Origin of the sequence: Pseudomonas sp. LTGT-11-2Z, from assembly GCF_003691445.1 — a bacterium.
GTDB lineage: Bacteria > Pseudomonadota > Gammaproteobacteria > Pseudomonadales > Pseudomonadaceae > Aquipseudomonas > Aquipseudomonas monteilii.
In genome coordinates, this window is record NZ_CP033104.1 from 918,728 (window position 1) to 942,185 (window position 23,458).

At 64.1% G+C, this 23,458-nt stretch carries 23 protein-coding genes; 14 read left to right on the plus strand and 9 right to left on the minus strand.

Annotation, left to right across the window (positions count from 1 at the left end; translation table 11 throughout):
- Window position 1 precedes the first annotated feature (1 nt).
- Complete coding sequence (locus D8767_RS04165; protein ID WP_016712157.1) at window positions 2–871, minus strand: cation diffusion facilitator family transporter; 870 nt, start codon at window positions 869–871, stop codon at window positions 2–4.
- A gap of 24 nt (window positions 872–895) precedes the next feature.
- Window positions 896–1,315: a hypothetical protein gene (locus D8767_RS04170; protein WP_016712156.1), complete on the minus strand. Its 420-nt coding sequence runs from the start codon at window positions 1,313–1,315 to the stop codon at window positions 896–898.
- 117 nt (window positions 1,316–1,432) lie between these two features.
- Between D8767_RS04170 and hrpB the strand changes: the two genes are divergently transcribed.
- Window positions 1,433–3,961: an ATP-dependent helicase HrpB gene (gene hrpB, locus D8767_RS04175; protein ID WP_063977370.1), complete on the plus strand. Its 2,529-nt coding sequence runs from the start codon at window positions 1,433–1,435 to the stop codon at window positions 3,959–3,961.
- An 18-nt stretch (window positions 3,962–3,979) separates the two neighbouring features.
- On the opposite strand, the gene D8767_RS04180 is transcribed toward hrpB, so the two are convergent.
- Both D8767_RS04180 and D8767_RS04185 read right to left on the minus strand, forming a co-directional pair.
- On the minus strand, window positions 3,980–4,471 hold the full coding sequence (locus D8767_RS04180) for a hypothetical protein (RefSeq protein WP_016712139.1): 492 nt from the start codon (window positions 4,469–4,471) through the stop codon (window positions 3,980–3,982).
- An 84-nt stretch (window positions 4,472–4,555) separates the two neighbouring features.
- On the minus strand, window positions 4,556–5,212 hold the full coding sequence (locus tag D8767_RS04185; protein ID WP_016712138.1) for a YciC family protein: 657 nt from the start codon (window positions 5,210–5,212) through the stop codon (window positions 4,556–4,558).
- Between the two features lie 167 nt (window positions 5,213–5,379).
- Between D8767_RS04185 and D8767_RS04190 the strand changes: the two genes are divergently transcribed.
- The 5 genes from D8767_RS04190 to D8767_RS04210 all read left to right on the plus strand — a co-directional run bounded on the left by D8767_RS04190 (window position 5,380) and on the right by D8767_RS04210 (window position 9,744).
- Entirely contained in the window at window positions 5,380–6,138 is a 759-nt protein-coding gene (locus D8767_RS04190) for a DUF2076 domain-containing protein (RefSeq protein ID WP_016712137.1), read from the plus strand.
- A 65-nt stretch (window positions 6,139–6,203) separates the two neighbouring features.
- Window positions 6,204–6,695 (plus strand): NYN domain-containing protein, encoded by a 492-nt coding sequence (locus D8767_RS04195; protein WP_020371263.1) that lies wholly within the window; start codon window positions 6,204–6,206, stop codon window positions 6,693–6,695.
- Window positions 6,696–6,704: 9 nt separating this feature from the next.
- Entirely contained in the window at window positions 6,705–7,310 is a 606-nt protein-coding gene (locus D8767_RS04200; RefSeq protein WP_016712135.1) for a PolC-type DNA polymerase III, read from the plus strand.
- 126 nt (window positions 7,311–7,436) lie between these two features.
- Window positions 7,437–8,357: a drug/metabolite exporter YedA gene (gene yedA, locus D8767_RS04205; protein WP_016712134.1), complete on the plus strand. Its 921-nt coding sequence runs from the start codon at window positions 7,437–7,439 to the stop codon at window positions 8,355–8,357.
- Window positions 8,358–8,412: 55 nt separating this feature from the next.
- On the plus strand, window positions 8,413–9,744 hold the full coding sequence (locus D8767_RS04210) for a DEAD/DEAH box helicase (protein ID WP_016712133.1): 1,332 nt from the start codon (window positions 8,413–8,415) through the stop codon (window positions 9,742–9,744).
- A gap of 35 nt (window positions 9,745–9,779) precedes the next feature.
- Here the strand turns inward: D8767_RS04210 and D8767_RS04215 are convergent, their stop codons facing one another.
- The 3 genes from D8767_RS04215 to D8767_RS04225 form a co-directional block, all read right to left on the minus strand.
- Window positions 9,780–11,021, minus strand: a complete 1,242-nt coding sequence (locus D8767_RS04215) for a TIGR03862 family flavoprotein (RefSeq protein ID WP_016712132.1) — start codon at window positions 11,019–11,021, stop codon at window positions 9,780–9,782.
- A gap of 148 nt (window positions 11,022–11,169) precedes the next feature.
- Window positions 11,170–12,084, minus strand: coding sequence for a histone deacetylase (locus D8767_RS04220; protein WP_016712131.1), 915 nt, complete (start codon window positions 12,082–12,084; stop codon window positions 11,170–11,172).
- A 38-nt stretch (window positions 12,085–12,122) separates the two neighbouring features.
- A complete protein-coding gene (locus tag D8767_RS04225; protein WP_016712130.1) occupies window positions 12,123–12,809 on the minus strand; it encodes a histidine phosphatase family protein in 687 nt (228 codons plus the stop codon).
- Between the two features lie 180 nt (window positions 12,810–12,989).
- On the opposite strand from D8767_RS04225, the gene D8767_RS04230 reads away from it, so the two are divergent.
- The 4 genes from D8767_RS04230 to D8767_RS04245 all read left to right on the plus strand — a co-directional run bounded on the left by D8767_RS04230 (window position 12,990) and on the right by D8767_RS04245 (window position 16,226).
- The gene (locus D8767_RS04230; RefSeq protein WP_016712128.1) at window positions 12,990–13,559 is read left to right on the plus strand and encodes a GNAT family N-acetyltransferase; all 570 of its coding nucleotides are present in this window, start codon (window positions 12,990–12,992) and stop codon (window positions 13,557–13,559) included.
- A 97-nt stretch (window positions 13,560–13,656) separates the two neighbouring features.
- Window positions 13,657–14,526: an acyl-CoA thioesterase II gene (tesB, locus tag D8767_RS04235; RefSeq protein WP_016712127.1), complete on the plus strand. Its 870-nt coding sequence runs from the start codon at window positions 13,657–13,659 to the stop codon at window positions 14,524–14,526.
- The gene (locus tag D8767_RS04240; protein WP_016712126.1) at window positions 14,523–15,113 is read left to right on the plus strand and encodes an HAD family hydrolase; all 591 of its coding nucleotides are present in this window, start codon (window positions 14,523–14,525) and stop codon (window positions 15,111–15,113) included. Before tesB ends, D8767_RS04240 begins: the two co-directional genes overlap by 4 nt.
- A gap of 102 nt (window positions 15,114–15,215) precedes the next feature.
- A complete protein-coding gene (locus tag D8767_RS04245) occupies window positions 15,216–16,226 on the plus strand; it encodes an NAD(P)-dependent alcohol dehydrogenase (protein ID WP_016712125.1) in 1,011 nt (336 codons plus the stop codon).
- A gap of 40 nt (window positions 16,227–16,266) precedes the next feature.
- Here the strand turns inward: D8767_RS04245 and D8767_RS04250 are convergent, their stop codons facing one another.
- Window positions 16,267–16,968: a FadR/GntR family transcriptional regulator gene (locus D8767_RS04250; RefSeq protein ID WP_016712124.1), complete on the minus strand. Its 702-nt coding sequence runs from the start codon at window positions 16,966–16,968 to the stop codon at window positions 16,267–16,269.
- Between the two features lie 260 nt (window positions 16,969–17,228).
- Between D8767_RS04250 and D8767_RS04255 the strand changes: the two genes are divergently transcribed.
- Entirely contained in the window at window positions 17,229–18,581 is a 1,353-nt protein-coding gene (locus D8767_RS04255; RefSeq protein WP_016712123.1) for an MFS transporter, read from the plus strand.
- Between the two features lie 19 nt (window positions 18,582–18,600).
- Entirely contained in the window at window positions 18,601–19,956 is a 1,356-nt protein-coding gene (gene gudD, locus D8767_RS04260) for a glucarate dehydratase (RefSeq protein ID WP_016712122.1), read from the plus strand.
- Window positions 19,957–20,003: 47 nt separating this feature from the next.
- On the opposite strand, the gene D8767_RS04265 is transcribed toward gudD, so the two are convergent.
- Window positions 20,004–20,891, minus strand: a complete 888-nt coding sequence (locus D8767_RS04265) for a LysR substrate-binding domain-containing protein (RefSeq protein ID WP_016712121.1) — start codon at window positions 20,889–20,891, stop codon at window positions 20,004–20,006.
- Window positions 20,892–20,990: 99 nt separating this feature from the next.
- Between D8767_RS04265 and D8767_RS04270 the strand changes: the two genes are divergently transcribed.
- Window positions 20,991–21,941 carry a 2-hydroxyacid dehydrogenase gene (locus D8767_RS04270; protein WP_063977369.1) on the plus strand — a complete coding sequence of 317 codons (951 nt, stop codon included), beginning with the start codon at window positions 20,991–20,993 and terminating at the stop codon, window positions 21,939–21,941.
- 114 nt (window positions 21,942–22,055) lie between these two features.
- A complete protein-coding gene (locus D8767_RS04275; RefSeq protein ID WP_016712117.1) occupies window positions 22,056–23,399 on the plus strand; it encodes an MFS transporter in 1,344 nt (447 codons plus the stop codon).
- Window positions 23,400–23,458 lie beyond the last annotated feature (59 nt).

Below are 23,458 nucleotides of genomic sequence, written 5' to 3' on the forward strand. Positions count from 1 at the left end.
GCTATACCGGGTCTGCGTGCACCATCACATCCGCCTGTGGGTAACGCTGGCGGATTACCTTTGATGCCTCAACGCACAACCCGTGCGCTTCATGTAGCGGCAACTGCCCCGGCAGCTCCAGGTGCAATTGCACAAACCACTGGTTGCCCGATACCCGCGTGCGCAAGTCGTGCACGCCTTTCACGCCGGGAATGGCCAGTACCAGTGCGGCCATGCCTTCACCAACATCGCCGGGCAGTTCCTTGTCCATCAGGGTCGCCGTACTTTCGCGGGCAATCTGCAGCGCGCTCCAGAGGATGTAGCAGGCTATGCCAAGGCCGAACAGCGCATCCAGTTGCGGCCAGCCAAAACGCGCCAGCAACAGGGCCAACAGGATGCTGCCGTTCAGCAGCAGGTCCGAGCGGTAGTGCAGGGAGTCGGCCCGCACGGCGGTGGAGCCGGTCAGGCGAATGACCTTGCGCTGCAATGCCAGCAGGGCAAGGGTCAGCACCAGTGACAGCAGCATCACGGCAATGCCGATACCGGTATCGCCCAAGGGTTGCGGGGTGTGAAGGCGTTCGGCTGCCTGCACGCCTATCAGCACCGCACTGACGGCGATGAACAGCGCCTGCGCCATGCCTGCCAGCGCTTCGGCTTTGCCGTGGCCAAAGCGGTGGTCGTCGTCGGCCGGTCGCAGGGCGTAATGCACGGCCAGCAAGTTGAGAAACGAGGCAACGGCATCCAGTGCCGAGTCGGTCAGCCCGGCCAGCAGGCTCACCGAGCCGCTCAGCCACCAGGCCAGGGCCTTGCTCAGTACAAGGATACTGGCCACCGCCAGTGATGCGCGGGTGGCCAGGCGTAGCAGGCGCTGGTGTTCAGCTGGGGTGATCATCCGTGGTCAATGTCCGTGTGGGTTTCAGGCTGCCGGCACCAGGCCAAGGCTGGCCAGTTGCTCGACGCTGCCGCGGTGCTGGATCAGCCTCGGGTCGTTCAGCGGCAGGCGTTGGCCCAGCTCGCTTTCAAGAATGGCCTGCAACTTCAGGTTGTCGACCTTGCCGTCGGGGCTGACGGCTTCTTGCAGTTTGGCCGGGTCGACCTGGGCGGTGCGGCCACCCGGGTAGTAGATGGCGCCCGTGGCGAAGTCGATGCCGAAGGCGATCAGGCCCGGGATCACGTAGAACAGGATGCCAATGGCGTCCATTGCGGCAACCACAGGGTCGATCTTGCCGCCGATCTGGCCGCGCCGGTCTGGATAGAAAATGGTGCCGCAGGCCGTCAGTTGGGTCAGCAGGGTGGCGATGAGGGCGCCACCGATGACGCGGGTCGAGATGCGCATGTAAATCTCCGAGAAGGTATTCAGCAGGGCAAGCGAAGCGCCTGCGCCTGAAGCTTAAGACCATGATAGAGCAGGCTGGGTTCGCCGTTATACTCGCGAGACTGTTCGAGGACCACCATGATTTCATTACCGATCGATGCCGTCTTGCCCGCCTTGCGCCAAGCCCTGGAAAAACGTGACGAAGCGGTGCTTGAAGCACCACCAGGCGCCGGCAAGACCACCCGCGTGCCGCTGGCGCTGCTGAACGAGCCGTGGCTGGCCGGGCAGACCATTCTCATGCTTGAACCCCGGCGTCTGGCGGCGCGAGCGGCCGCCGAAAGGCTGGCCAGCGAACTGGGCGAGCAGGTGGGCCAGACCGTCGGTTATCGCATTCGCCTGGACAGCAAGGTCGGGCCGAACACCCGCATCGAAGTGGTAACCGAAGGTATCCTCACTCGCCGCCTTCAGGCCGACCCGGCGCTGGAAGGCGTAGGCTTGCTGATCTTCGATGAGTTTCATGAGCGCAGCCTGGACGCCGACCTGGCCCTGGCGCTGAGCCTTAATGGCCGCGAACTGCTGCGTGATGACCCGCCGCTGAAAATGCTGCTGATGTCTGCCACCCTGGAGGGCGAGCGGCTGTCGCGGTTGCTGGGCGATGCCCCGGTGGTCCGCAGTGAAGGGCGCATGCACCCGGTGGACATCCGCTGGGGGCGGCCGTTTCAGCCGGGCGAATTCATCGAGCCACGGGTGGTGGACAGCGTGTTGCAGGCGCTGGCCGACCAGGCTGGCAGCGTGCTGGTATTCCTGCCCGGCCAGGCGGAGATCCGCCGGGTGCACCAAAGCCTTCAGGAGGCGCTGGGTGAGCGCCCCGAGATCCTGTTGTGCCCGCTGCACGGCGAACTCGACCTCAATGCCCAGCGCGCCGCCATCGACCCGGCGCCCAAGGGCCTGCGCAAGGTGGTGCTGGCGACTAACATCGCCGAGACCAGCCTGACCATCGACGGCGTGCGTGTGGTGATCGACGCAGGCCTGGCCCGCGTGCCGCGCTTCGACCCCGGCAGCGGCATGACCCGCCTGGACACCCAGCGCATTTCCCGCGCCAGTGCCACCCAGCGCGCCGGGCGTGCCGGCCGCCTGGAGCCTGGTGTCTGCTACCGCCTGTGGTCCGAGGCCCAGCATGACCAGCTGGCCGCCTACGGCAGTGCCGAGATCCTTCAGGCCGACCTGGCCGGCCTGGCCCTGCAACTGGCGCGCTGGGGCGTTACCCCCGAGCAACTGTGCTGGCTCGACCAGCCGCCGCCTGCTGCATTCGCCCAGGCCCAGGACCTGCTGGCGCGGCTCAATGCTTTCAAGCCCGGCAGCCGCGACAGCCTCAGCGAACATGGCCAGGCCATGGCCGAACTGCCAGCTCATCCACGCATCGCGCATTTGTTGCTACGGGGCCAGAACCTGGGCCTGGCACAGATGGCGTGCGATGTGGCTGCGTTGCTGGGGGAGCGGGATATCCAGCGGGGCGGTGGCGCCGACTTGCACAGCCGGCTGGCGCTGGTGAGCGGCGAGAGCAAGGCTGCGCGTAGTGGCCAGGGCGGCGTGCAGCGTGCCCGCCAGCTGGCTCGCCAGTACCGCGGCCTGCTGCGTGGCAAGCCTGGGGCTGCGGTCGCCGACCCCGAACACCCGCGTTGGCTGGGCGCGCTGCTGGCGCTGGCCTACCCCGACCGTGTCGCCCAGCAGCGCCGCGAGGGCGGTGCGGAGTACCGGCTGGCCAATGGCCGTGCAGCGCTGTTCGCGGAGGTCGATGCATTGATGAAATGCCCATGGTTGGTGATCGCCGACCTGGGGAGCCGCCAAGGGCAGCGCGAAGAGCGGATTTACCTGGCTGCCGAGTTCGATCCAGCCTTGCTTGAGGGTGTGCTGGCCGAGCAGGTCGAGCGGGTCGACATCCTGGATTGGGACGAGCGCGAGCAGGTGTTGCGCGCAGAGCGTCAGGTCAAGGTTGGTGAACTGGTGCTCAGCCGTGAGCCGCTGCCGGGGCTGGATGATGACGCCAGGGCAAGGGCCCTGCTTGGCCTGGTCCGGCGTAAAGGCCTGAATCTGCTGACCTGGACCCCGGAGTTGCGCCAGTGGCAGGCACGGGTGGCACTGCTGCGTCAGCTCGACGTGGAAAAGACGGGCAACAGCGAGTGGCCCGACCTGGGGGACGAGGCGTTGCTCGCCAGCCTGGAAGACTGGCTGCAGCCTTATCTGGGCAAGGTATCGCGCCTTAGCCACTTCGCCGCACTGGACCTGCCGTCGATGCTGCGTAACCTGTTGCCCTGGCCGCTGCCACAGCGGCTGGAAGAACAGGCACCTGCGCACCTGGCCGTGCCTTCCGGCTCCCACATTCGGCTGGACTACAGTGAAAACCCGCCGATTCTCGCCGTGCGCCTGCAAGAGCTGTTCGGCCTTGCCGATACCCCACGCATTGCCAATGGCCGCCAGCAGGTCAAGCTGCACCTGCTGTCACCGGCCCGCCGCCCGGTGCAGGTGACCCAGGACTTGGCCAATTTCTGGCGTACGACTTATGCCGAGGTGAAGAAGGACCTGAAAGGGCGCTATCCAAAGCATTATTGGCCAGATGACCCGCTGGTGGCCGAGGCCACCGCGCGGGCCAAGCCTCGCGGAACCTGAAGGCCTGGTTGACTGCGGTCAGCCAATCGGTTTGAGAAGGAACGTAAGTACCACACCTTGCTCTACGTTCAGCAGCGCCACAAGGTCTCCGTTGATGTGGGGTTCATCCATGATGCCCCCCACCCGGTAGCCTCGATGGTCGCGCAGATGGCAAACCAGGCCTTCCTCGGTCAATTGCAGCGGTTCGATTTTCCAGTCGTCGGTGACTTGGGCAAACCAGTAGAAACCCAGGTAGCCATTGAGGCTTACACCCAGCTTTTTGGTCTCTGGGCGCCCTGGAATGCTGATGTGGTAGTGCAGGCGGTTTTCGCTGCCTGACTGGTAATGAAAGTCCATCGTCGGCGAGTCGTGGTTGCCGCCGGCCTGCAACCAGTCATCCTCAGGGGTGACGCCCCAACTGAACTTGTCGGTGCTGCGGCTCAGGCGCAGCGGGATGTTGCCTTTGGCGCCGCGCACGTACAGCTTGCCGCGAAACGATCTGGCAAACCCGGTTTGAATGGCTTCGTTCATGGTGTGCTCCTCGATTGGCATTGAGGGGGCACCCTAATGTCAAGTGCGCAGACCACAGCAGATCGAAAGCCTTCCCTTGTTGGTTCAAGTGCTGGCTTCGCTCTCCAGCAGCATGAACAGGCGGTACAACACCACAGTGCTGAACAGCTGCAGGAAGCCACTGAGGCTGTCCATGGCCAGCTCCATGCCGGGCGATGGCTCGGGGAAGGCCATCAGCAGCAGCCCGTCGATCAGCCAGATCGGTGCCAGCACGGCCACCACGCAGATCATGATGCGCATGAAGTGCCCGGTGGTCATGGCTGCGCTTTCGCGCATCGCCTGTACCACGGGGCGGCCGCGAAGTACCAGCAGGTACTCGGCGAACACCAGGTTGATCATGATCCACACGCCCGGGAAGATGAACAGCGCCAGGCCCGCCATGATCAGCAGTGAGCTGATGAGGATCAGCAGGGCCAACTGCGGCCACAGTTGCAGGGCGCGGGCGAACAGATCGCGCTTGGCGATGTCCTGGCCGTTGCTGCGGGTGTGCAGGTAAAGGATCAGCGCGGCGCTGTACAGTGGGTAGAACAGCAGGCTGACCAGCATGCCGTAGGCCGGTGATGCCTGGTCGCCCAGCTGCCGGTACAGCAGTTGGGTGAGCAGGGCTTCCAGCACCACCAGCGGCAGGCACAGCTGGAGGATGTTCGGCAGGTGGCGGCGGAAGAAGTACAGGGAGTCGCGCAGAACGCTCAGCGGATTCATCAGTCAACATCGCATGGCAGTTAAAACAGGGGCCTAACTTTAGCCCAAAGCGGGCTTGCGGCTGTCACTTGCTGAAAAAAGTTTCACCGCAGCGGTGATTGAATCCCGCGCCGGTACGCCCCATCTTTGACGCTGTCCGTTGTCCCGCTACCCCACGAGGTCGCCCCATGAACACTGAAGAACAAACCCTGATCGACGGCCTGTTCAGCCGCATCAAGCAAGCCGAAGACCCGAGCCAGCCGCGTGACGCGCAGGCCCAGGCGTGTATCGAGCAACACCTGCGCCAGCAGCCGGCGGCGCCTTACTACATGGCCCAGGCCATCCTGGTGCAGGAGGCGGCAATCAAGCGCCTCGACGAGCAGAACAAGCAACTGGAGGCCGAGTTGCAGCAGGCCCGGGCTCAGGCCCAGGCCGCACAAGCCGCCACCAGTGCGCCAAGCAATGGCGGTGGTGGTTTCCTGTCCAGCATCTTTGGTTCGGGTGGGCGTAACGCGGCCCCGGCTGTGCAGCCTCAGCGCCCTTCGGCGCCGCCTGTAGCGTCCGGTGGTGGCTGGCGCGAGCCGTCGGCACCTGGCTTCTCCCAGCCGCAAGCGCAACAGCCCGGCTTTGGCGCGGGGCCAGCGCGCAGTGGTGCCAGCAGCTTCTTGGGCGGCGCCATGCAGACAGCAGCAGGTGTAGCCGGTGGTGTGTTGCTGGCGCAGGGCATCAGCAGCCTGTTCAACCACAACTCGCAGCCGCAAGAGGTGGTCGAGGTGATCAAGGAAGAGCCGACACCGGCCAGTGACAGCGGCGGCTGGAACGACCAGGGCGGGCAGCAGCAAGTGGCTGACAACGGTGGTTGGGGCAATGACCAAGGCGGTTATGCCGACACCGATTACGGCAGCGATGATGGCGGGTTCTTCTCGGACGACGATTCGTACGTCTGACAGGTCTGGCATACTGCTGGCATTTCTGGGGGCTGCTTTGCAGCCCTCTGTATTCCAGGCCGACCATGAGGTTCAAGGTGAAAAAGATCGCGCTGTTCGCCGATGTGCAGAACCTCTACTACACCGTGCGCCAGGCCCATGGCTGCCATTTCAACTACACCGAATTGTGGGCCGACGTCAGCCGTGAAGGCCAGATCGTCGAAGCCGTGGCCTATGCCATCGACCGTGGCGACAGCAAGCAACAGCAGTTCCAGCAGATCTTGCGCAACCTCGGTTTCGATGTGCGCCTCAAACCCTTCATCCAGCGCAGCGACGGCTCGGCCAAAGGTGACTGGGATGTGGGTATCACCCTGGATGTAATCGATGCCGCCAGCCGGGTCGACCAGGTGGTGCTGGCCTCTGGTGATGGCGATTTCGACTTGCTGCTGGAGCGGGTGATCCAGCGCCATGGCACCGAGGCCGTGGTATATGGCGTGCCGGGGCTCACCGCCTTGTCGCTGATCCGTGCCGCCACCCGTTATGTGCCCATCGAGGGTAAGCTATTGCTCAAACATTGAGGCCCTTGCATGGAACGTATTGCTGTCATCGACTTTGAAACCACCGGTATCACCCCCAGTGCAGGTTGCCGTGCCACCGAAGTGGCGGTGGTGATACTGGAGGGCGGGCGCATCGTCGAGCGCTACCAGAGCCTGATGAACGCGGGCGTGCCGGTACCGGCCTTCGTTGCCGGGTTGACCGGGATCACCACCGCCATGCTGCGCAGCGCGCCGCCGGTGGACAAGGTAATGAACGAAGTGGCCGAGTTTGTCGGCGACACCCCGCTGCTGGCACACAATGCGGCGTTCGACCAAAAGTTCTGGGATTACGAACTGAGCCGCATTGGCCGCAGCCGCAGGCAGTCGTTCGCCTGCTCCCTGCTGCTGTCGCGGCGCTTGCTGCCAATGGCGCCGAACCACAAGCTGGGCACCCTGACCCGCTGGGCCGGGCTGCCGGACACCGGTACCGCGCACCGGGCCATGGCCGATGCCGAGATGGCGGCCAACCTGTTGCAACACCTGGCCGGTGAACTGCGTCAGGCCCATGGTATCCAGCAACTTTCACACGACTTCCTGTGCCGCTTGCAGAAAGTGCCCGCCGCGAAGATTCGCGAAACCTTGGCCAAATACCGTTAAGGCTCCCCACCACCCAAACCGAACGCACCAAAAGTGTGCCGCTCATTTGCGCCGGTTCTGTAACGTATCTTCACCCAGGCAGGCCGTTAAACTGAGTCACCCGTAAACGGATTTCGAGTTTTTCCCATGCCTGCCGCCCGTCGTTTCCCGCTGTTGCTCATTGGTGCTTTCCTGGCCTTGTATCTGGTCTGGGGGTCTACCTACCTGTTCATTCGCATCGGCGTGGAGAGCTGGCCACCGATGCTCATGGCCGGCGTGCGCTTCCTGATTGCCGGGGGCCTGCTGTACGGTTTTTTGCGCTGGCGTGGCGTGCCGGCACCGACCTGGCCGCAATGGCGGGCAGCGGGGGCGATCGGCTTTCTGCTGCTCAGTTGTGGCAACGGCGGTGTGACCGTGGCCGAACACGCTGGGGTGGCGTCGGGTGTGGCGGCGCTGGCAGTGGCGACAGTGCCGTTGTTCACTTTGCTGTTTGGCCTGTTGTTCGGGCACCGTAATTCGAAGCTGGAGTGGGCGGGCATCGCTTTGGGGCTGGTGGGCATCGGCATGCTGAACATGGGGTCCAACCTGCAGGCGAGCCCGATTGGTGCGGCGCTGATCATTTTCGCGGCGGCGTCGTGGGCATTCGGCTCGGTGTGGAGCAAGACCTTGCCGTTGCCCCAGGGGCCGATGGCCAGTGCTGCGGAAATGCTGGTGGGTGGTGCGGTGCTGTTGCTGGGCAGCGTGCTGTCGGGCGAGCGCATGACGCAGATGCCGACCGCAGCAGGTTGGGGGGCGTTGGCCTACCTGGTGTTCTTCGGCTCGATCCTGGCGTTCAGTGCCTACATGTACCTGCTCAAGCATGTGCGCCCGGCTGCCGCCACCAGCTATGCCTACGTCAACCCGGCAGTGGCGGTGTTGCTGGGCATTGTCTTTGCCGGTGAACAGATTGGTGCCGAAGAGTGCGTGGCCATGGCAGTGATCATCGGTGCGGTGGTGCTGATCGGCCTGCCACAGTGGCGCAAGGCGCCCCAGCCCCCTCAGCCGTTGAAAGGCGAAATCTGCAAGTAGGCAGGGGCGATGCGGTAAACTTGCCGCCTTCGCTGAACCCCCTGACGGTATTGCCATGAATTTCGCCAAACTCGGCCTGATCGAACCGCTGCTGCGCACGCTGCAGCAGCTGGACTACACCACCCCGACCCCGGTGCAGGCCAAGGCTATCCCTGCCGTGCTGGCTGGCCGCGACCTGATGGCCGCAGCCCAGACCGGCACCGGCAAGACTGCGGGCTTTGCCTTGCCTGTGCTGCAGCGCCTGGCGCTGGAGGGTGAGAAAGTGGCCAGCAACTCGATCCGTGCGCTGGTGCTGGTGCCCACCCGCGAGCTGGCCGAGCAGGTACACAACAACGTGCGCGAGTACGCCGAGAACCTGCCGCTGAGCACTTACGCGGTGTACGGCGGGGTCAGCATCAACCCGCAGATGATGCGCCTGCGCCGTGGCGTCGACCTGCTGGTGGCCACCCCGGGCCGCTTGCTCGACCTGTTCCGGCAAAACGCGGTGAAGTTCAACCAGGTGCAAACGCTGGTGCTGGATGAAGCCGACCGCATGCTCGACCTGGGCTTTGCCGAAGAACTGCAATCGGTGTACGCCGCGCTGCCACGCAAGCGCCAGACCTTGCTGTTTTCCGCGACCTTCTCTGACCAGATCCGCATGCTGGCGGGGCTGGCGCTGAATGACCCGCTCAGCATCGAAGTGAGCCCGCGCAATGCCACGGCCGCCAGCGTCAAGCAGTGGCTGGTGCCTGTGGATAAAAAGCGCAAGGTCGACCTGTTCTGCCACCTGCTGCGCAAACAGCGCTGGAAGCAGGTGCTGGTATTTGCCAAGACCCGCAATGGCGTTGACCAGCTGGTTGAGCGCTTGCTGGCTGAGGGTGTGAATGCCGATGGTATCCACGGTGACAGGCCGCAAGCCACCCGCCAGCGCGCGCTGGACAGCTTCAAGGCCCGCGAGGTGCAGGTACTGGTGGCGACCGACGTGGCGGCCCGTGGCCTGGACATCGATGATCTTCCGTTGGTGGTCAACCTCGACTTGCCGATCGTGGCCGAGGACTACGTGCACCGCATCGGCCGTACCGGGCGAGCCGGCAACAAGGGCGAGGCGATTTCGCTGGTGTGCGCGGATGAAGTGCAATTGCTGGCGGCCATCGAAGTGCTGACTCGCCAGACACTGCCGCGCCATGAAGAGCCGGACTTCATCCCCGATCACCGGGTGCCGATGACCGATGCCACGGGCCAGGTGATCAAGAAGCCGAAGAAGCCCAAGAAGCCGAAAGAGAACAGCGCCAAGCGTGGGCTGGGGCGCTGGATGGATAGCACTGAAGCGGGTAATGCAGAGCCGGCGGTCAAGGCGGTGCGCAAGGTGCCAAGCTTCAATGGTGGGCCGCGTAAGCGTAAGCCTTGAGATTTTTGGGGCCGCTTTGCGGCCCCGGCAATCTATCAGGAATCCCGCGCCAGCCAATCCGCCGCCGCCCGCCCGGCGCGCAAGCCGCTGGCAAAGCACGCCGTCAGCAAATACCCCCCGGTCGGCGCCTCCCAGTCCAGCATCTCGCCGGCACAGAACACCCCCGGCATGCCCTTGACCATCAACCCTTCATCCAGCCCCTCGAAGCGCACCCCGCCAGCACTGCTGATCGCTTCATCCAGCGGCCGCGTACGCACCAGTGTGATCGGCAATGCCTTGATCGCCTGAGCCAGCGCCTGCGGGTCGGCAAAGGTCGCCTGATCGGTCAGCTCGCGCAGCAACGCAGCCTTCACTCCGTCAATCCCCAACTGGCTGTGCAAGTGTTTGGCCATGGAGCGCGAGCCGCGTGGCTTGGCCAGTGCCTGGGCAATCTTGTCCACAGGCTTGTCCGGCAGCAGGTCGAGCAACAGCAGCCCACGGCCTTCGCGATTGATGGCCTCGCGCACCAATGCCGACCAGGCATATACCAGGCTGCCCTCCACCCCTTGCACGGTGAGGATGAACTCGCCCTTGCGCGGTGCGTTGCCCGGAACGCTGAGGGCAATGTTCTTCAGCGGTGCGCCCGCGAACTTGTCCTTGAGCAGTGCGCTCCAGCCCTCAACTTCAAAACCGCAGTTACTCGGCTGCAAAGGCGAGATATCCACAGCCCGTTCGGCCAGCAGCGCTTGCCAGCTGCCGTCGGAGCCCAATCGCGCCCAGCTGCCACCGCCCAGCGCCAGCACTACGACCGCAGCCTTCACCGCACGCTCGCCCTGTGGATAAGCAATCCGCAAGGCGCCATCCGCGTCCCAGCCCAGCCAGCGGTGTCGGGTGTGGATAACTACCCCGGCGTCGCGCAGGCGCTTGAGCCAGGCACGCAGCAGTGGCGCGGCTTTCATGTCGGTGGGGAACACCCGGCCCGAGGTGCCGACGAAGGTCTCGATGCCCAAACCGTGAATCCACTGGCGCAAGGCGTCGGCATCGAAGTCGCGCAGCAGCGCATCGATTTCGCCCTGACGCCCGGCATAGCGGGCAACGAAGGCCGGGTAGGGCTCGGAGTGGGTGATGTTCATGCCGCCAACACCCGCCAGCAGGAACTTGCGGCCCACGGAAGGCATGGCATCGAACACCTCGACCGCCAGGCCCGCGTGGGCCAGTGCTTCTGCGGCCATCAGGCCGGCAGGGCCGCCACCGATGACGACAGCGAGGGGAGAGGGGGCGGGGTTGAGATCGGGCATGGTGGGCAGCAGGCTGTGGAAAAGAGGCGCATTCTAGCGCAGCGCTGCCCATGGAAGCACTGGTCAAAAAACAATCAGTATCCTGCAGGCCTTGCCCGCAAAGGGCTACAGCGCCTTTCCCGCAGGTTATCCACAAGCGGTTCCACAGTCATTGTGAACAACCGATGACCCGTGCAGCGCTGTGGTGAAGAATGCCGTGGCGCCTGGCCAAGGCCTCGCGGTCCTTGCTGTAGCCGCCGCCGATCACACCCACCACCGGGATATCGCGGCCCAGGCAATGGCGCAGCACTGCTTCGTCACGGGCAGCAACGCCAGCGTCGGTCAGTTGCAGGTAACCCAGCGCGTCGTCCTTGTGCACATCGACGCCCGCGTCATACAGCACCAGGTCGGGTTGGTAGAGGGGCAGCAGGTAGTTGAGGGCGTCGTCCACCACCTTCAGGTAGGCTGCGTCGCCCATGCCGCGTGGCAGGGGGATGTCCCAATCGCTTTGTGCCTTGCGCGCCGGGAAGTTTTGTTCGCAATGCAGCGACACGGTGATGGCCTCGGGTGTGTCGTGCAGAATGCGTGCTGTGCCGTCGCCCTGGTGCACATCGCAGTCGAAGATCAGCACCCGGTGTACCCGGCCAGCCTCCAGCAGGTAGCGGCTGATCACGGCCAGGTCGTTGAAAATGCAGAAGCCGGCGGGGTGGTCGTAATGGGCGTGGTGGGTGCCGCCAGCGAGGTGGCAGGCGATGCCGTGCTGCAGCGCCATTTCGGCGGTCAGCAGCGAGCCACCTACGGCGCGTACGGTGCGCCGGGCAAGGGCTTCGCTCCAGGGCAGCCCGAGGCGGCGCTGGTCCTCGCGGGACAGTTCGCCGTTCATGTAGCGTTCGATGTAGCTGCGGTCATGGGCCAGGGCGAGGATGTCGTTGGGGCAGATGTCCGGGCGCAGCAGGGCCTGATCAGTGGTCAGCCCGCTGTCGACCAGGTGGTCGTGCAGCAGGCGGAACTTGTCCATCGGGAAGCGGTGTTCGGCGGGGAACTCCGGGCTGTAGTCTTCGTGGTAGATCAGCGGCAGCGGCATGGGGTGTTCGCAATCGGGGCCAGTGCTGATCTTGCCAGTTATCGCCCGGCGCTGGCCAATACGCGTTGCCAGTCTGGCTCGTTCAGGCGCCCGAGGATACGCGCCTTGCCGTTGCCATCCACCGACACGAACAGGGCGCTGGCATAGCCGCTTTCACGCTCGCCACCCACAACGTTCTGCTGGCGAGCGAAATGGTCGATGCAGCCGTTGTGGGTTACCAGCACCAGGTTATGCCCGGGCCGTTTATGGGCCAATGCCTCACTGGCGAATTGCTTGTCGCAACCTTCCAGCCAGTCCTCGCTGGCTACCGCCTGGCCGAGGATGAAGTGCGCGGTTTGCCGGGTACGCAGTTTCGGGCTGCTGAGCAGGTCGGCATTGTCCAGGCCCAACTGGTGCAGCCCCTGGCCAACGCGGCCAGCGGCCTGGCTGCCAGCCACGGTGATGCCGGTGGGGTCGTCCAGGCAGGGGCCGGGCGCGCTGTCGCAGCGTTCGGCGTGGCGGATCATCACGATCACTGCGCCATCGGCCCAATCCTGCAGCAGGCCGCTGTCACTCAGTTGTTGCTCGTTGCCAAGGTCCACGATGTGCGTCCTCGTCGCCAGCCAGGTGGTCAATGCCGCCACGACCATGCACAGGCCAAGAGCGGCACCGAGGGCTTTGCGGGACAGGCGTCGCTTGCGCCGGGCGTGGATGGCAGGGTGCCCCAGGGTATTGCTCGATTGCATGCGTTGCTCCATTTGGCATGGCCGCGCCTTGCGCGGCAGTGATGGCGGCATCCTGGCAAGCGCCCTGTCGGGAGGCAGTGAAGGGCATGTGAAAATTGCATTCGGCTGATGACGGCTGGGTGAAACCTGCGCCCGCGCCTACGCTGTAAACTGCAACACGGCAAAACCGGAGCAGGCCCGATGACCCCCATTCTTGAACTGGAAAGCGCACGGCTGGTGCTGCGCCAATGGCATGACGACGACCTGCGCGAGTTCGCCGCGCTGTGTGCAGACCCCCAGGTAATGCGCTACTTCCCGGCGCCGCTGACGTGCCTTGAAGCGGCTGCACTGATTGGCCGCGTGCGTGGGCACTTCAACGAGTACGGTTTTGGTTTATGGGCGCTGGAGCGCAAGGACAGCGGTGCGTTCATCGGCATGACCGGGTTGTTGCATGTCGGCTTCGATGCCGATTTTGCGCCGGCTGTGGAGATTGGCTGGCGCCTGGCACGGCGGCACTGGGGCCTGGGTTTCGCCAGCGAGGCGGCGTGGACCTGCCTGCGTTGTGCTTTCGCCCAATTGCGCCTGGAAGAGGTGGTGTCGTTCACTAGCGAGAGCAACCTGCCGTCGCAGAAGGTGATGCAGGCCATTGGCATGCAGCAGGACCTGAACGGCAGCTTCGAACACCCCCGCCTGCCCGAGGGCCACCCGCTGCGCCCGCATGTGCTGTACCGCATCGACCGCGCACACTGGGAAAAGACCCTGCGTGCCTGAATGCACGGCCATGCCCGGCGCGAATGACAAACCCTGTATCATTTGCCCTTATCAAAGAGCGCTGTAGAGACGTGTTGCCTTGCGAGGAGAACCCCCAATGAGTCATGTGTTGGACGACCTGGTCGACCTGTTGAGCCTCGAAGCCATCGAGGAGAACCTGTTCCGTGGACGTAGCCAGGACCTGGGCTTCCGCCAGCTGTACGGTGGGCAAGTGCTGGGCCAGTCCTTGTCGGCGGCCAGCCAGACGGTCGAGGACGCTCGCCATGTGCATTCGTTGCACGGCTACTTCCTGCGCCCGGGCGATGCCAGCCTGCCGGTGGTGTACTCGGTTGACCGCGTGCGCGATGGCGGCAGCTTCAGCACCCGGCGGGTGACGGCGATTCAGAAGGGCCAGACCATCTTCACCTGCAGCGCGTCGTTCCAGTACGACGAGGAAGGTTTCGAGCACCAGGCGCAGATGCCAGACGTGGTCGGCCCGGAAAACCTGCCCACCGAGGTGGAGCTGGCCCGCGCCATGGCCGACCAGCTGCCAGAGCGCATTCGCGACAAGGTGCTGTGCGCCAAGCCGATCGAAATTCGCCCGGTCACCGAGCGCGACCCGTTCAACCCCAAGCCTGGCGACCCGGTGAAGTACGCCTGGTTCCGCGCCGACGGCAACCTGCCCGACGTACCTGCCCTGCACAAGTACATGCTGGCCTACGCCTCGGACTTCGGCCTGCTGACCACGTCATTGTTGCCGCATGGCAAATCGGTGTGGCAGCGCGACATGCAGATCGCCAGCCTCGACCATTCGCTGTGGTTCCATGGCAACCTGCGTGCCGACGAGTGGCTGCTGTACGCCACCGACAGCCCGTGGGCCGGTAATTCCCGTGGTTTCTGCCGTGGCAGCATCTTCAACCAGGCCGGGCAACTGGTGGCATCGTCGAGCCAGGAAGGCCTGATTCGCCACCGTAAGGACTGGGCATGAGCCTGGGCGAGGTACGCAACTGGGTGTTCGACATGGACGGCACCCTGACCGTGGCCGTGCACGATTTCGCCGCCATACGCGTGGCGCTGGACATCCCGGCCGAGCACGACATCCTCACCCACCTGGCGGCCTTGCCGGCAGACGAAGCGGCGGCCAAGCATGCCTGGCTGCTGGAGCACGAACGCGACCTGGCGCTCGCCTCCACGGCGGCCTCCGGGGCGGTGGAGCTGGTGCGTGAGTTGGCCGAGCGTGGTTGCCGGCTGGGTATTCTCACCCGCAATGCACGTGAGCTGGCGCATGTGACGCTGGAGGCCATCGGCCTGGCGGACTGCTTCCCGGTGGAGCACATTCTGGGACGTGACGAGGCCGCACCTAAGCCGAGCCCGGATGGGTTGCTGAAGATTGCCAGTGCCTGGGGCGTGGCGCCGAGCGAGCTGGTGATGGTGGGGGATTACCGGTTCGACCTGGACTGCGGGCGCGCGGCGGGTGCGCGGACGGTGCTGGTGAACTTGCCGGATAACCCATGGCCGGAGCTGGTGGATTGGCATGCTGCCGATTGCCGGAAATTGAAGGTGATGCTGGGTTGACCGTTGTGTCGCCTGTACGGGCCCTTTGGCGGGCATGCCCGCGAAAGGGCCTGACCTGTCTATGCTGAACTCCACTCTTTCCCCTGATACGGAGACCCACCCATGACCAGCAAAGCCATCTACGTACAACCCGGCGGCGGCTACGACAAGGTCGAGGTCGGCACCCGCGAGGCTGCCGCGCCCGAGGCCGGCGAGATCACCGTGCGCTTGCACGCCAGCTCCCTCAACTACCACGACTTCGCCGTGGTCAGCGGCATGTGGGGCCCGAGCGAGCGGCGCATCCCCATGGCCGATGGCGCCGGCGAAGTGGTCGCGGTGGGGGCTGGTGTCACCGAGTTCCAGGTTGGCGACCACGTGGTCAGCACCTTTTTCCCCGACTGGCTCGACGGCCAGGCCAATGTCGAAGGCTTTGCCAGAGTGCCCGGCGACGGCATCGATGGTTATGCCCGTGAACAGGTCACTGCCCGCGCTACCGCGTTTACCCTGGCACCCAAGGGCTTCAGCCACGCCGAGGCGGCTACGCTGACTACAGCCGGCCTTACCGCCTGGCGTGCGTTGATGAGCGATGACCACCTCAAGCCGGGCGACACGGTGCTGGTACAGGGCACGGGTGGCGTGTCGATCTTCGCCCTGCAGTTCGCCAAGCTGGCCGGCGCGACGGTAATCGCCACCTCGTCCAGCGATGCCAAGTTGGAGCGCCTCAAGGCCCTGGGTGCCGATCACCTTATCAATTACAAGAGCACCCCGGCCTGGGGGGAAAAAGTGCGCGAGCTGACCGGTAATCGCGGCGTCGATCATGTGATTGAAGTGGGCGGCCCGGCGACGTTGGAGCAGTCGATGATTGCCGCGCGCATTGGTGGGCATGTGTCGCTGATCGGCATCCTCACCGGTGTGGCGGGGCAGTTGCCGCTGGTACAGGCGCTGGTGCGACAAATTCGCCTGCAAGGTGTGCTGGTGGGCAGCCGCGCGCAGCAACAGGCGATGGTGCGGGCAATCGATGCCAACGGTCTGCGGCCAGTGGTGGACAAGCACTTCGAGCTGGAGCAGATCGTCGAGGCGTTCCGTTACCAGGAAAGCAACCGGCATTTCGGCAAGATTTGCCTGACCTGGTGAGGTGAGCCGGCCGGATGTAACGGCCGGGTGGGCACAACATCTAATCCGGCAGCAACCGGTCACGGCTGTTGGACAGGTGCAGGCAGATCGCCGCCCGCGCTGCATCCGGGTCTTGCCGGCGGATGGCATTGAGCACGGCCTCATGCTCCAGGTTCGCCAGGTAAGCCTGCCGCGCCAGCTTCGCCCCACCGCGTTCGGCCAGCGCCATGCGGTTGCGGGGGATCAGGCTGTTGCCCAGTTGCAGTAGCATCTCGGTGAAGTACAGGTTACCGGTGGCCTCGGCAATCAACAGGTGGAAGCGCCGGTCCGCCTCGATGCAGCTGTCACCGGCTGCCGCCAGGTCCTGGTAGTCATCCAGTGCCTGGCGCATGCGAGCCAGGTGCCCCTCGTCACGGCGCAGCGCGGCCAGAGCCGCGGCCTGGCCTTCCAGGCCAATGCGCAGCTCCAGCAGGTCGCGCACATTGGCTGCGCTCTCCGCGCCGATGCGCAGCCCCGCCTGCGGCTGGCGCTCCATCACGAAGGTACCGATACCGTGGCGCGGCTCCACCAGCCCCGAGGCCTGCAATTTCGACAAGGCTTCACGCACCACCGTGCGGCTGACGCCATGCTCGCGCACCAGGGTGTTCTCCGAGGGCAATTTGTCCCCAGGCCTGAAGGTGCCCAACAAAATCTGTTGGGTCAGGCTGGAGACCAGGTCATGGGCGCGGCTATGGCCGCGTTTGTGCGTGTGTTCGGGGTCCATGGTGTGCGCCACTTCTTGTTGTGCTTGTACGACAAGTTAAACCATAAAAATATTTTTTGCCGTTTTTTCCTGTCGCCAATCCCACGCGTAGCCACTTTGATTTTGCACGATCGCAGCAATTTGGCATTGTGACAGCTTGTATTTTGCCTATTTGTCGACGTTGTTGATCTTGTCGTACAACTTCGCTGGGCATATGCTCATCCCACTGCCATGTCAGACAACCCAGACCCGCACAAAAACAATTAGTGGGAGATTCACAAGTGAACGACACCCTCGCTCCGTCTGCCCGGACTGAAGGCGACGCGTTGGCTAGTGCCGTGGCCAAGGTCAAGCGCCACGTCCTGCCGCTGTTCGTCATCATGTTCATCGTCAACTACCTCGACCGCGTCAATATCGGTTTCATCCGCCCGCACCTGGAAAGCGACCTGGGCATCAGTGCCGCGGCTTATGGTTTTGGTGCCGGCTTGTTCTTCATTGGCTACGCCTTGTTCGAAGTGCCTTCGAACATGTTGCTGCAGAAGGTGGGCGCGCGGCTTTGGCTGACGCGCATCATGTTCACCTGGGGGCTGGTGGCCACGGCCATGGCCTTTGTGCAGAACGAAACTCAGTTCTACGTGCTGCGCTTTTTGCTGGGTGTTGCCGAAGCGGGCTTTTTCCCCGGTGTGATCTACTACTTCACCCGCTGGCTGCCAGGTGCGGAGCGTGGCAAGGCGATTGCCATCTTCCTCAGCGGCTCGGCGCTGGCCTCGCTGATTTCCGGGCCGCTGGCCGGTGCGCTGATGCAGATTCAGGGCCTGGGTATGCATGGCTGGCAGTGGATGCTGTTCATCGAAGGCATGGCCTCGGTGGTGCTGTGCTTTTTCGTGTTCTTCTGGCTGGATTCCAAACCACAGGATGCCAAGTGGTTGAGCCAGGCCGAGCAAGACGCGCTCGTGGCTACCATCGACCGCGAGCAGCGAGAGCGCGAAGCGGTGGGGGCGGTCAAACCATCGGCCTGGAGCCTGCTGAAGGACCGCCAGATTGTCCTGTTCTGCCTCATCTACTTCTGCATCCAGCTGACTATCTACGCTGCCACCTTCTGGTTGCCGAGCATCATCAAGCGCATGGGTGACCTCAGCGACTTGCAGGTAGGCTTCTTCAACTCGATCCCGTGGCTGATCTCGATCCTGGCCATGTATGCCTTCGCTGCCGGTTCTGCGCGCTGGAAGTTCCAGCAGGCGTGGGTGGCCGGGGCGCTGGTGGTCGCTGCCATCGGCATGTTCGTGTCCACCACCGGCGGGCCGGTGTTTGCCTTCGTGGCCGTGTGCTTCGCCGCCATCGGTTTCAAGTCGGCGTCGTCTCTGTTCTGGCCGATTCCACAGGGTTACCTGGACGCCCGCATCGCGGCGGCCGTGATCGCCCTGATCAACTCGGTCGGCAACCTTGGTGGCTTCGTCGCCCCTACCACCTTCGGTTTTCTGGAGCAGCAGACCGGCTCGATCCAAGGCGGCCTGTATGGCCTGGCGGTGACCTCGGTGCTGGCGGCCATAGCCATCTTCTTTGTACGCACTCGCCCGAAGGGCGCCCCTTCTGACGACCTCAAGGCCCGTTCGGCCCTAGGCCAGACCCACTGATGACTGCGAGACAACAACCATGAATATGCAGACCAATCCCGCCGTTCACACCAGCACCCCAGTGGTCACCGACCTGCGCGTGATCCCTGTGGCTGGCCATGACAGCATGCTGCTCAACCTCAGTGGCGCCCATGGCCCGTTCTTTACCCGCAACGTAGTGGTGCTGCGCGACAGCGCTGGCAACACCGGGCTGGGTGAAGTGCCGGGTGGGGAAAAAATTCGGCAAACCCTGGAAGACGCCCGCAGCCTGGTGGTCGGCCAGCCGATCGGCCATTACCAGCGCGTGCTCAATGCCATGCGCCAGACCTTCGCCAACCGCGACTCGGCGGGGCGCGGGCTGCAAACCTTCGACCTGCGCATTACCGTGCATGCGGTAACCGCCATCGAATCGGCGCTGCTCGACCTGCTCGGCCAACACCTCAACGTGCCGATGGCGGCATTGCTGGGTGAAGGGCAGCAACGCGATGCCGTGAAGATGCTGGGTTACCTGTTCTACATCGGCGACCGCCAGCAGACCGACCTGGCCTACCGCAACGAAGCCGATGCCGAGGATGACTGGTTCCGCGTGCGCCACGAAAAGGCCCTGACCCCGGAAGCAGTGGTGCGCCTGGCCGAGGCCGCCAAGGCGCGTTATGGCTTCAGTGACTTCAAGCTCAAGGGCGGTGTACTGCGGGGAGAAGAAGAGATGGAGGCGGTAACGGCCCTGGCCGAGCGCTTCCCCGAAGCCCGTATTACCCTCGACCCGAACGGTGCGTGGTCGTTGAAGGAAGCCATTGCCCTGTGCCGCGACAAGCACGACGTGCTGGCCTACGCCGAAGACCCGTGCGGTGCCGAGAACGGTTACTCGGGCCGTGAGGTGATGGCTGAGTTCCGCCGTGCCACCGGCCTGCCCACCGCCACCAACATGATCGCCACCGACTGGCGGCAGATGGGCCATGCGATCCAGTTGCAGTCGGTAGACATCCCGCTGGCCGACCCGCACTTCTGGACCTTGCAGGGTTCGGTACGTGTCGCGCAGATGTGCAATGACTGGGGGCTGACCTGGGGTTCGCATTCGAACAACCACTTCGACATTTCGCTGGCGATGTTCACCCAGGTGGCGGCTGCGGCGCCGGGCGAGATCACTGCGATCGACACCCACTGGATCTGGCAGGATGGCCAGCGCCTGACCCGCGAGCCGCTGCGCATTGTCGACGGGCATGTACGGGTACCGGCACGGCCGGGGCTGGGGGTGGAGCTGGATGAGGATCAGCTGGCCAAGGCGCATGAGTGCTACCGCAACATGGGCCTGGGCGCGCGGGATGACAGCGTGGCGATGCAGTTCCTGATTCCGGGGTGGAGCTTCGATAACAAGCGGCCTTGCCTGGTGCGTTAAAGCTGCCGGCCTCTTCGCGGGCTTGCCCGCGAAGAGGCCATCACCTTTTATCCTGCTTCAAAGAAGGCCCGCGCCATCTCTACGAATGCCCCCAGTACCGGGTTGGGGTTATCCCGGCAGTACGCCAAAAATATCTCCGCCTGCTGCTCCATCCCCACCAGCGGCCTGAACACCACCTGTTCCAGGCGCAGCGCCTGCGCCGAGGCCGGTACCACCGCACACCCCAACCCCACATTGACCAGGCCCAGAATAGAATGCGTCTGCCCCAGCTGGTGCAGGTACTTCGGCTGCACTTCATGCCGCGCAAACAGGTTGGCGATGCGGTCATGGAAGTAGCGCCCTTCGTTGGCGCTGTACATCACGAAAGGCTGCTTATCGAAATCGCTTGGCCTGATCCGCTCGCGCGGTGCCAGCGCATGCCCGGCGGGCAGGGCGGCGACGAAGGGTTCGCGGTGAATCGGCAGGTACTCCACGCGCGCACTGGGCAGCACCTGGCGCACCAGGCCGACATCGATCAGCCCGGCTTCCAGGTCATGCACCTGGGTACTGGAAACCCGTTCGCTGAGCACCAGTTCGATATCCGGCAGCGTCTGCCCGGCATGCACCAGCAAGCGCGGGATCATGCTGTAGGCCCCCACCGCAGTGAAGCCCAGAGTCAGCCGGCCTGCCTCGCCATGGGCGATGCGCCGTGCCGAGTGGCTGGCCGAGTCGGCGATTTGCAGGATGCGCCGGGCGTCTTCAAGAAAGCTCTGGCCCGCCAGGGTCAGCCGCGCCTGGCGGTTGTTACGCTCAAGCAGCAGTACACCCAGGGAATGTTCCAGCAGTTGTATCTGCCGGCTCAACGGCGGTTGAGTCATGTGCAGGCGGGTGGCGGCACGGCCGAAATGCAGCTCTTCGGCAACGGCCACGAAGCAGCGCAACTGGTGCAGCTCCATGATTCAATTCCTGAATTATTCGATCCAGTATCTATATTAGACCTGTATCAATTGCAGGCCTAGCATCGAGTCATGTCTTCGAACTGCCGGATGCTCAACATGAAGGAAAATGCCATCGAAGTGCTGCTGACCCAGCCAGTCCCCGAGGCCATCGATGCCCAGCTGGTCAGCGCTTATCAGGTGCATCGCCTGTATCAACAGCGCGACCCGCAACAGCTGATCAACGACGTTGGCCCACGCATTCGCGGTGTGGTCACTGGCGGTGCCAAAGGGCTGTCCAATTCGCTGATGGATCAGCTGCCCGCGCTGGAGATCATCGCCATCAGCGGCATCGGTACCGACGCCGTGGACCTGCGCCATGCAGCCAGCCGCGGCATCCATGTCACCACAACACCGGGTGTACTCACCGCCGACGTGGCTGACCTGGCGATGGGCCTGATCATCAACACCTTGCGCCGTTTGGGCGAGGGCGAACGGCTGGTGCGCGATGGTTTGTGGGGCAAGGTCGACCTGCCGCTGGCGCGGCGGGTCAGTGGTATCGACCTGGGCATTGTCGGGCTTGGCCAGGTGGGCAAGGCGATTGCCCGGCGTGCGGCGGCATTCGACATGCGCATTGCCTACAACGGGCGGCGTGAACAGCCGGAAACGGGCTACCGCTATGAGGCTGGCCTGGTCGAGCTGGCGCGGTCGGTGGACGTGCTGGTGGTCGCTGCCTCCGCCGATGGCGGGCAGGTGTTGGTAACGGCCGAGGTGCTGGAGGCACTGGGGCCGAATGGTTACCTGATCAACGTGGCGCGCGGCAAGTTGGTGGATGAAGACGCGCTGGTCGAGGCATTGCGCGAGCAGCGTATCGCCGGCGCCGGGCTGGACGTGTTCGTCGATGAGCCGCAGGTGCCGCCGGCCTTGCGTGACCTCAACCAGGTCAGCCTTCAGCCGCATCGGGGTAGTGCCACGTTGCAGACTCGGCTGGAGATGGGGGGCATGGTCTTAAGCAATCTGGAGGCTTGCTTCCGGAGTGAGATGCCGCCGAATCGGGTGGTTTACCGCTAGGGCCTCTTCGCGGGCGTGCCCGCGAAGAGGCCAGTACAAGCAGCTCAAAGGCCCAAGGGCCACACCTTCTCTTCACAAGAACAATCGCTTCCATCGAGAAGCAAGAGGGTCCACATGAACAGCAAATCCGCCGTCGCCGCACCGCAGGCCGTGGCCGGGATCGGTCGCCATCGCTTCCTGGTCCTGGCGCTGATCTTCGTCATCACCGTCATCAACTACGCCGACCGCGCCACCTTGTCGATCACCGGCACCGAGGTGCTCAAGGACCTCGGCCTGGACCCGGTCATGCTGGGCATGATCTTTTCTGCGTTCGCCTGGGCCTACGCCCTGGGCCAGGTGCCCGGGGGCTGGTTGCTCGACCGCTTCGGTGCCCGCCGCGTGTATGGCATCAGCCTGATCCTCTGGTCGCTGTTCACGCTGCTGCAAGGGACTGTCGGCTGGATGGGTTTGGCCGGTGTGTCTGCTGCGGTCGCGCTGTTTTCCATGCGCTTCATGCTGGGCCTGGTGGAGTCGCCTGCGTTCCCGGCCAACTCGCGCATCGTCAGTTGCTGGTTCCCCACCCGTGAGCGTGGAACCGCCTCGGCGCTGTTCAACTCGGCGCAGTACATGGCTGTGGTGGTATTTGCCCCGCTGATGGCGTGGATGACCCATACGCTGAGTTGGGAGCAGGTGTTCATCTGGATGGGGGTGTTGGGGCTGGTACTGAGCGTGGTGTGGTTCCGCCTGTACCACGAACCGCACAGCGCGCCAGGCTTGAGCCGCGAAGAGCTGGATTACATGCGTGAAGGCGGCGCGCTGGTCGACCTGGAAAAGGAACGCAAGGCGACCCAAAGCAAACCGACCCGTGCCGAAGTGATGCAACTGTTCACCAGTCGCAACCTGTGGGCGGTGTACCTGGGCCAGTACTGCATCACGGCGCTGACCTACTTCTTCATCACCTGGTTCCCGATCTACCTGATCAAGGGCCGTGGCATGACCATCATGGAGGCAGGCTGGGTGGCTGCGTTGCCGGCCATCTGTGGTTTCACGGGCGGCATCCTTGGCGGGTTCATTTCCGATTGGCTGATCCGCCGTGGCGTGCATCCGTCCAGAGCGCGCAAGACCCCGTTCATCGTTGGCATGGCGCTGTCCACCAGCCTGGTGTTGGCCAACTACATGGATAGCAACGCGGCGGTGATTGCCATGATGACCCTGGCCTTCTTCGGTAAGGGCCTGGCAGCGGTGGGTTGGGCGGTGCTGTCGGATGTGGCGCCGAAAAAGATGGTTGGCCTGTGCGGCGGTGTGTTCAATGGCATCGGCAACGTTGCCGGTATCGTCACCCCGCTGGTGATCGGTTATGTGGTGGCCAGCACCGGCTCGTTCCATAACGCACTCTGGTTCGTGGCCGCCCATGGCGTGCTGGGGATCTTCGCTTACCTGTTGCTGGCCCGACGCTTCGAGCGCACCGGGCAGGCGTAGGCAGACGCCTTGGCAACAGAGGCCCCGGGAGACCGGGGCTTTTTTGTGGGCGCTCAAAC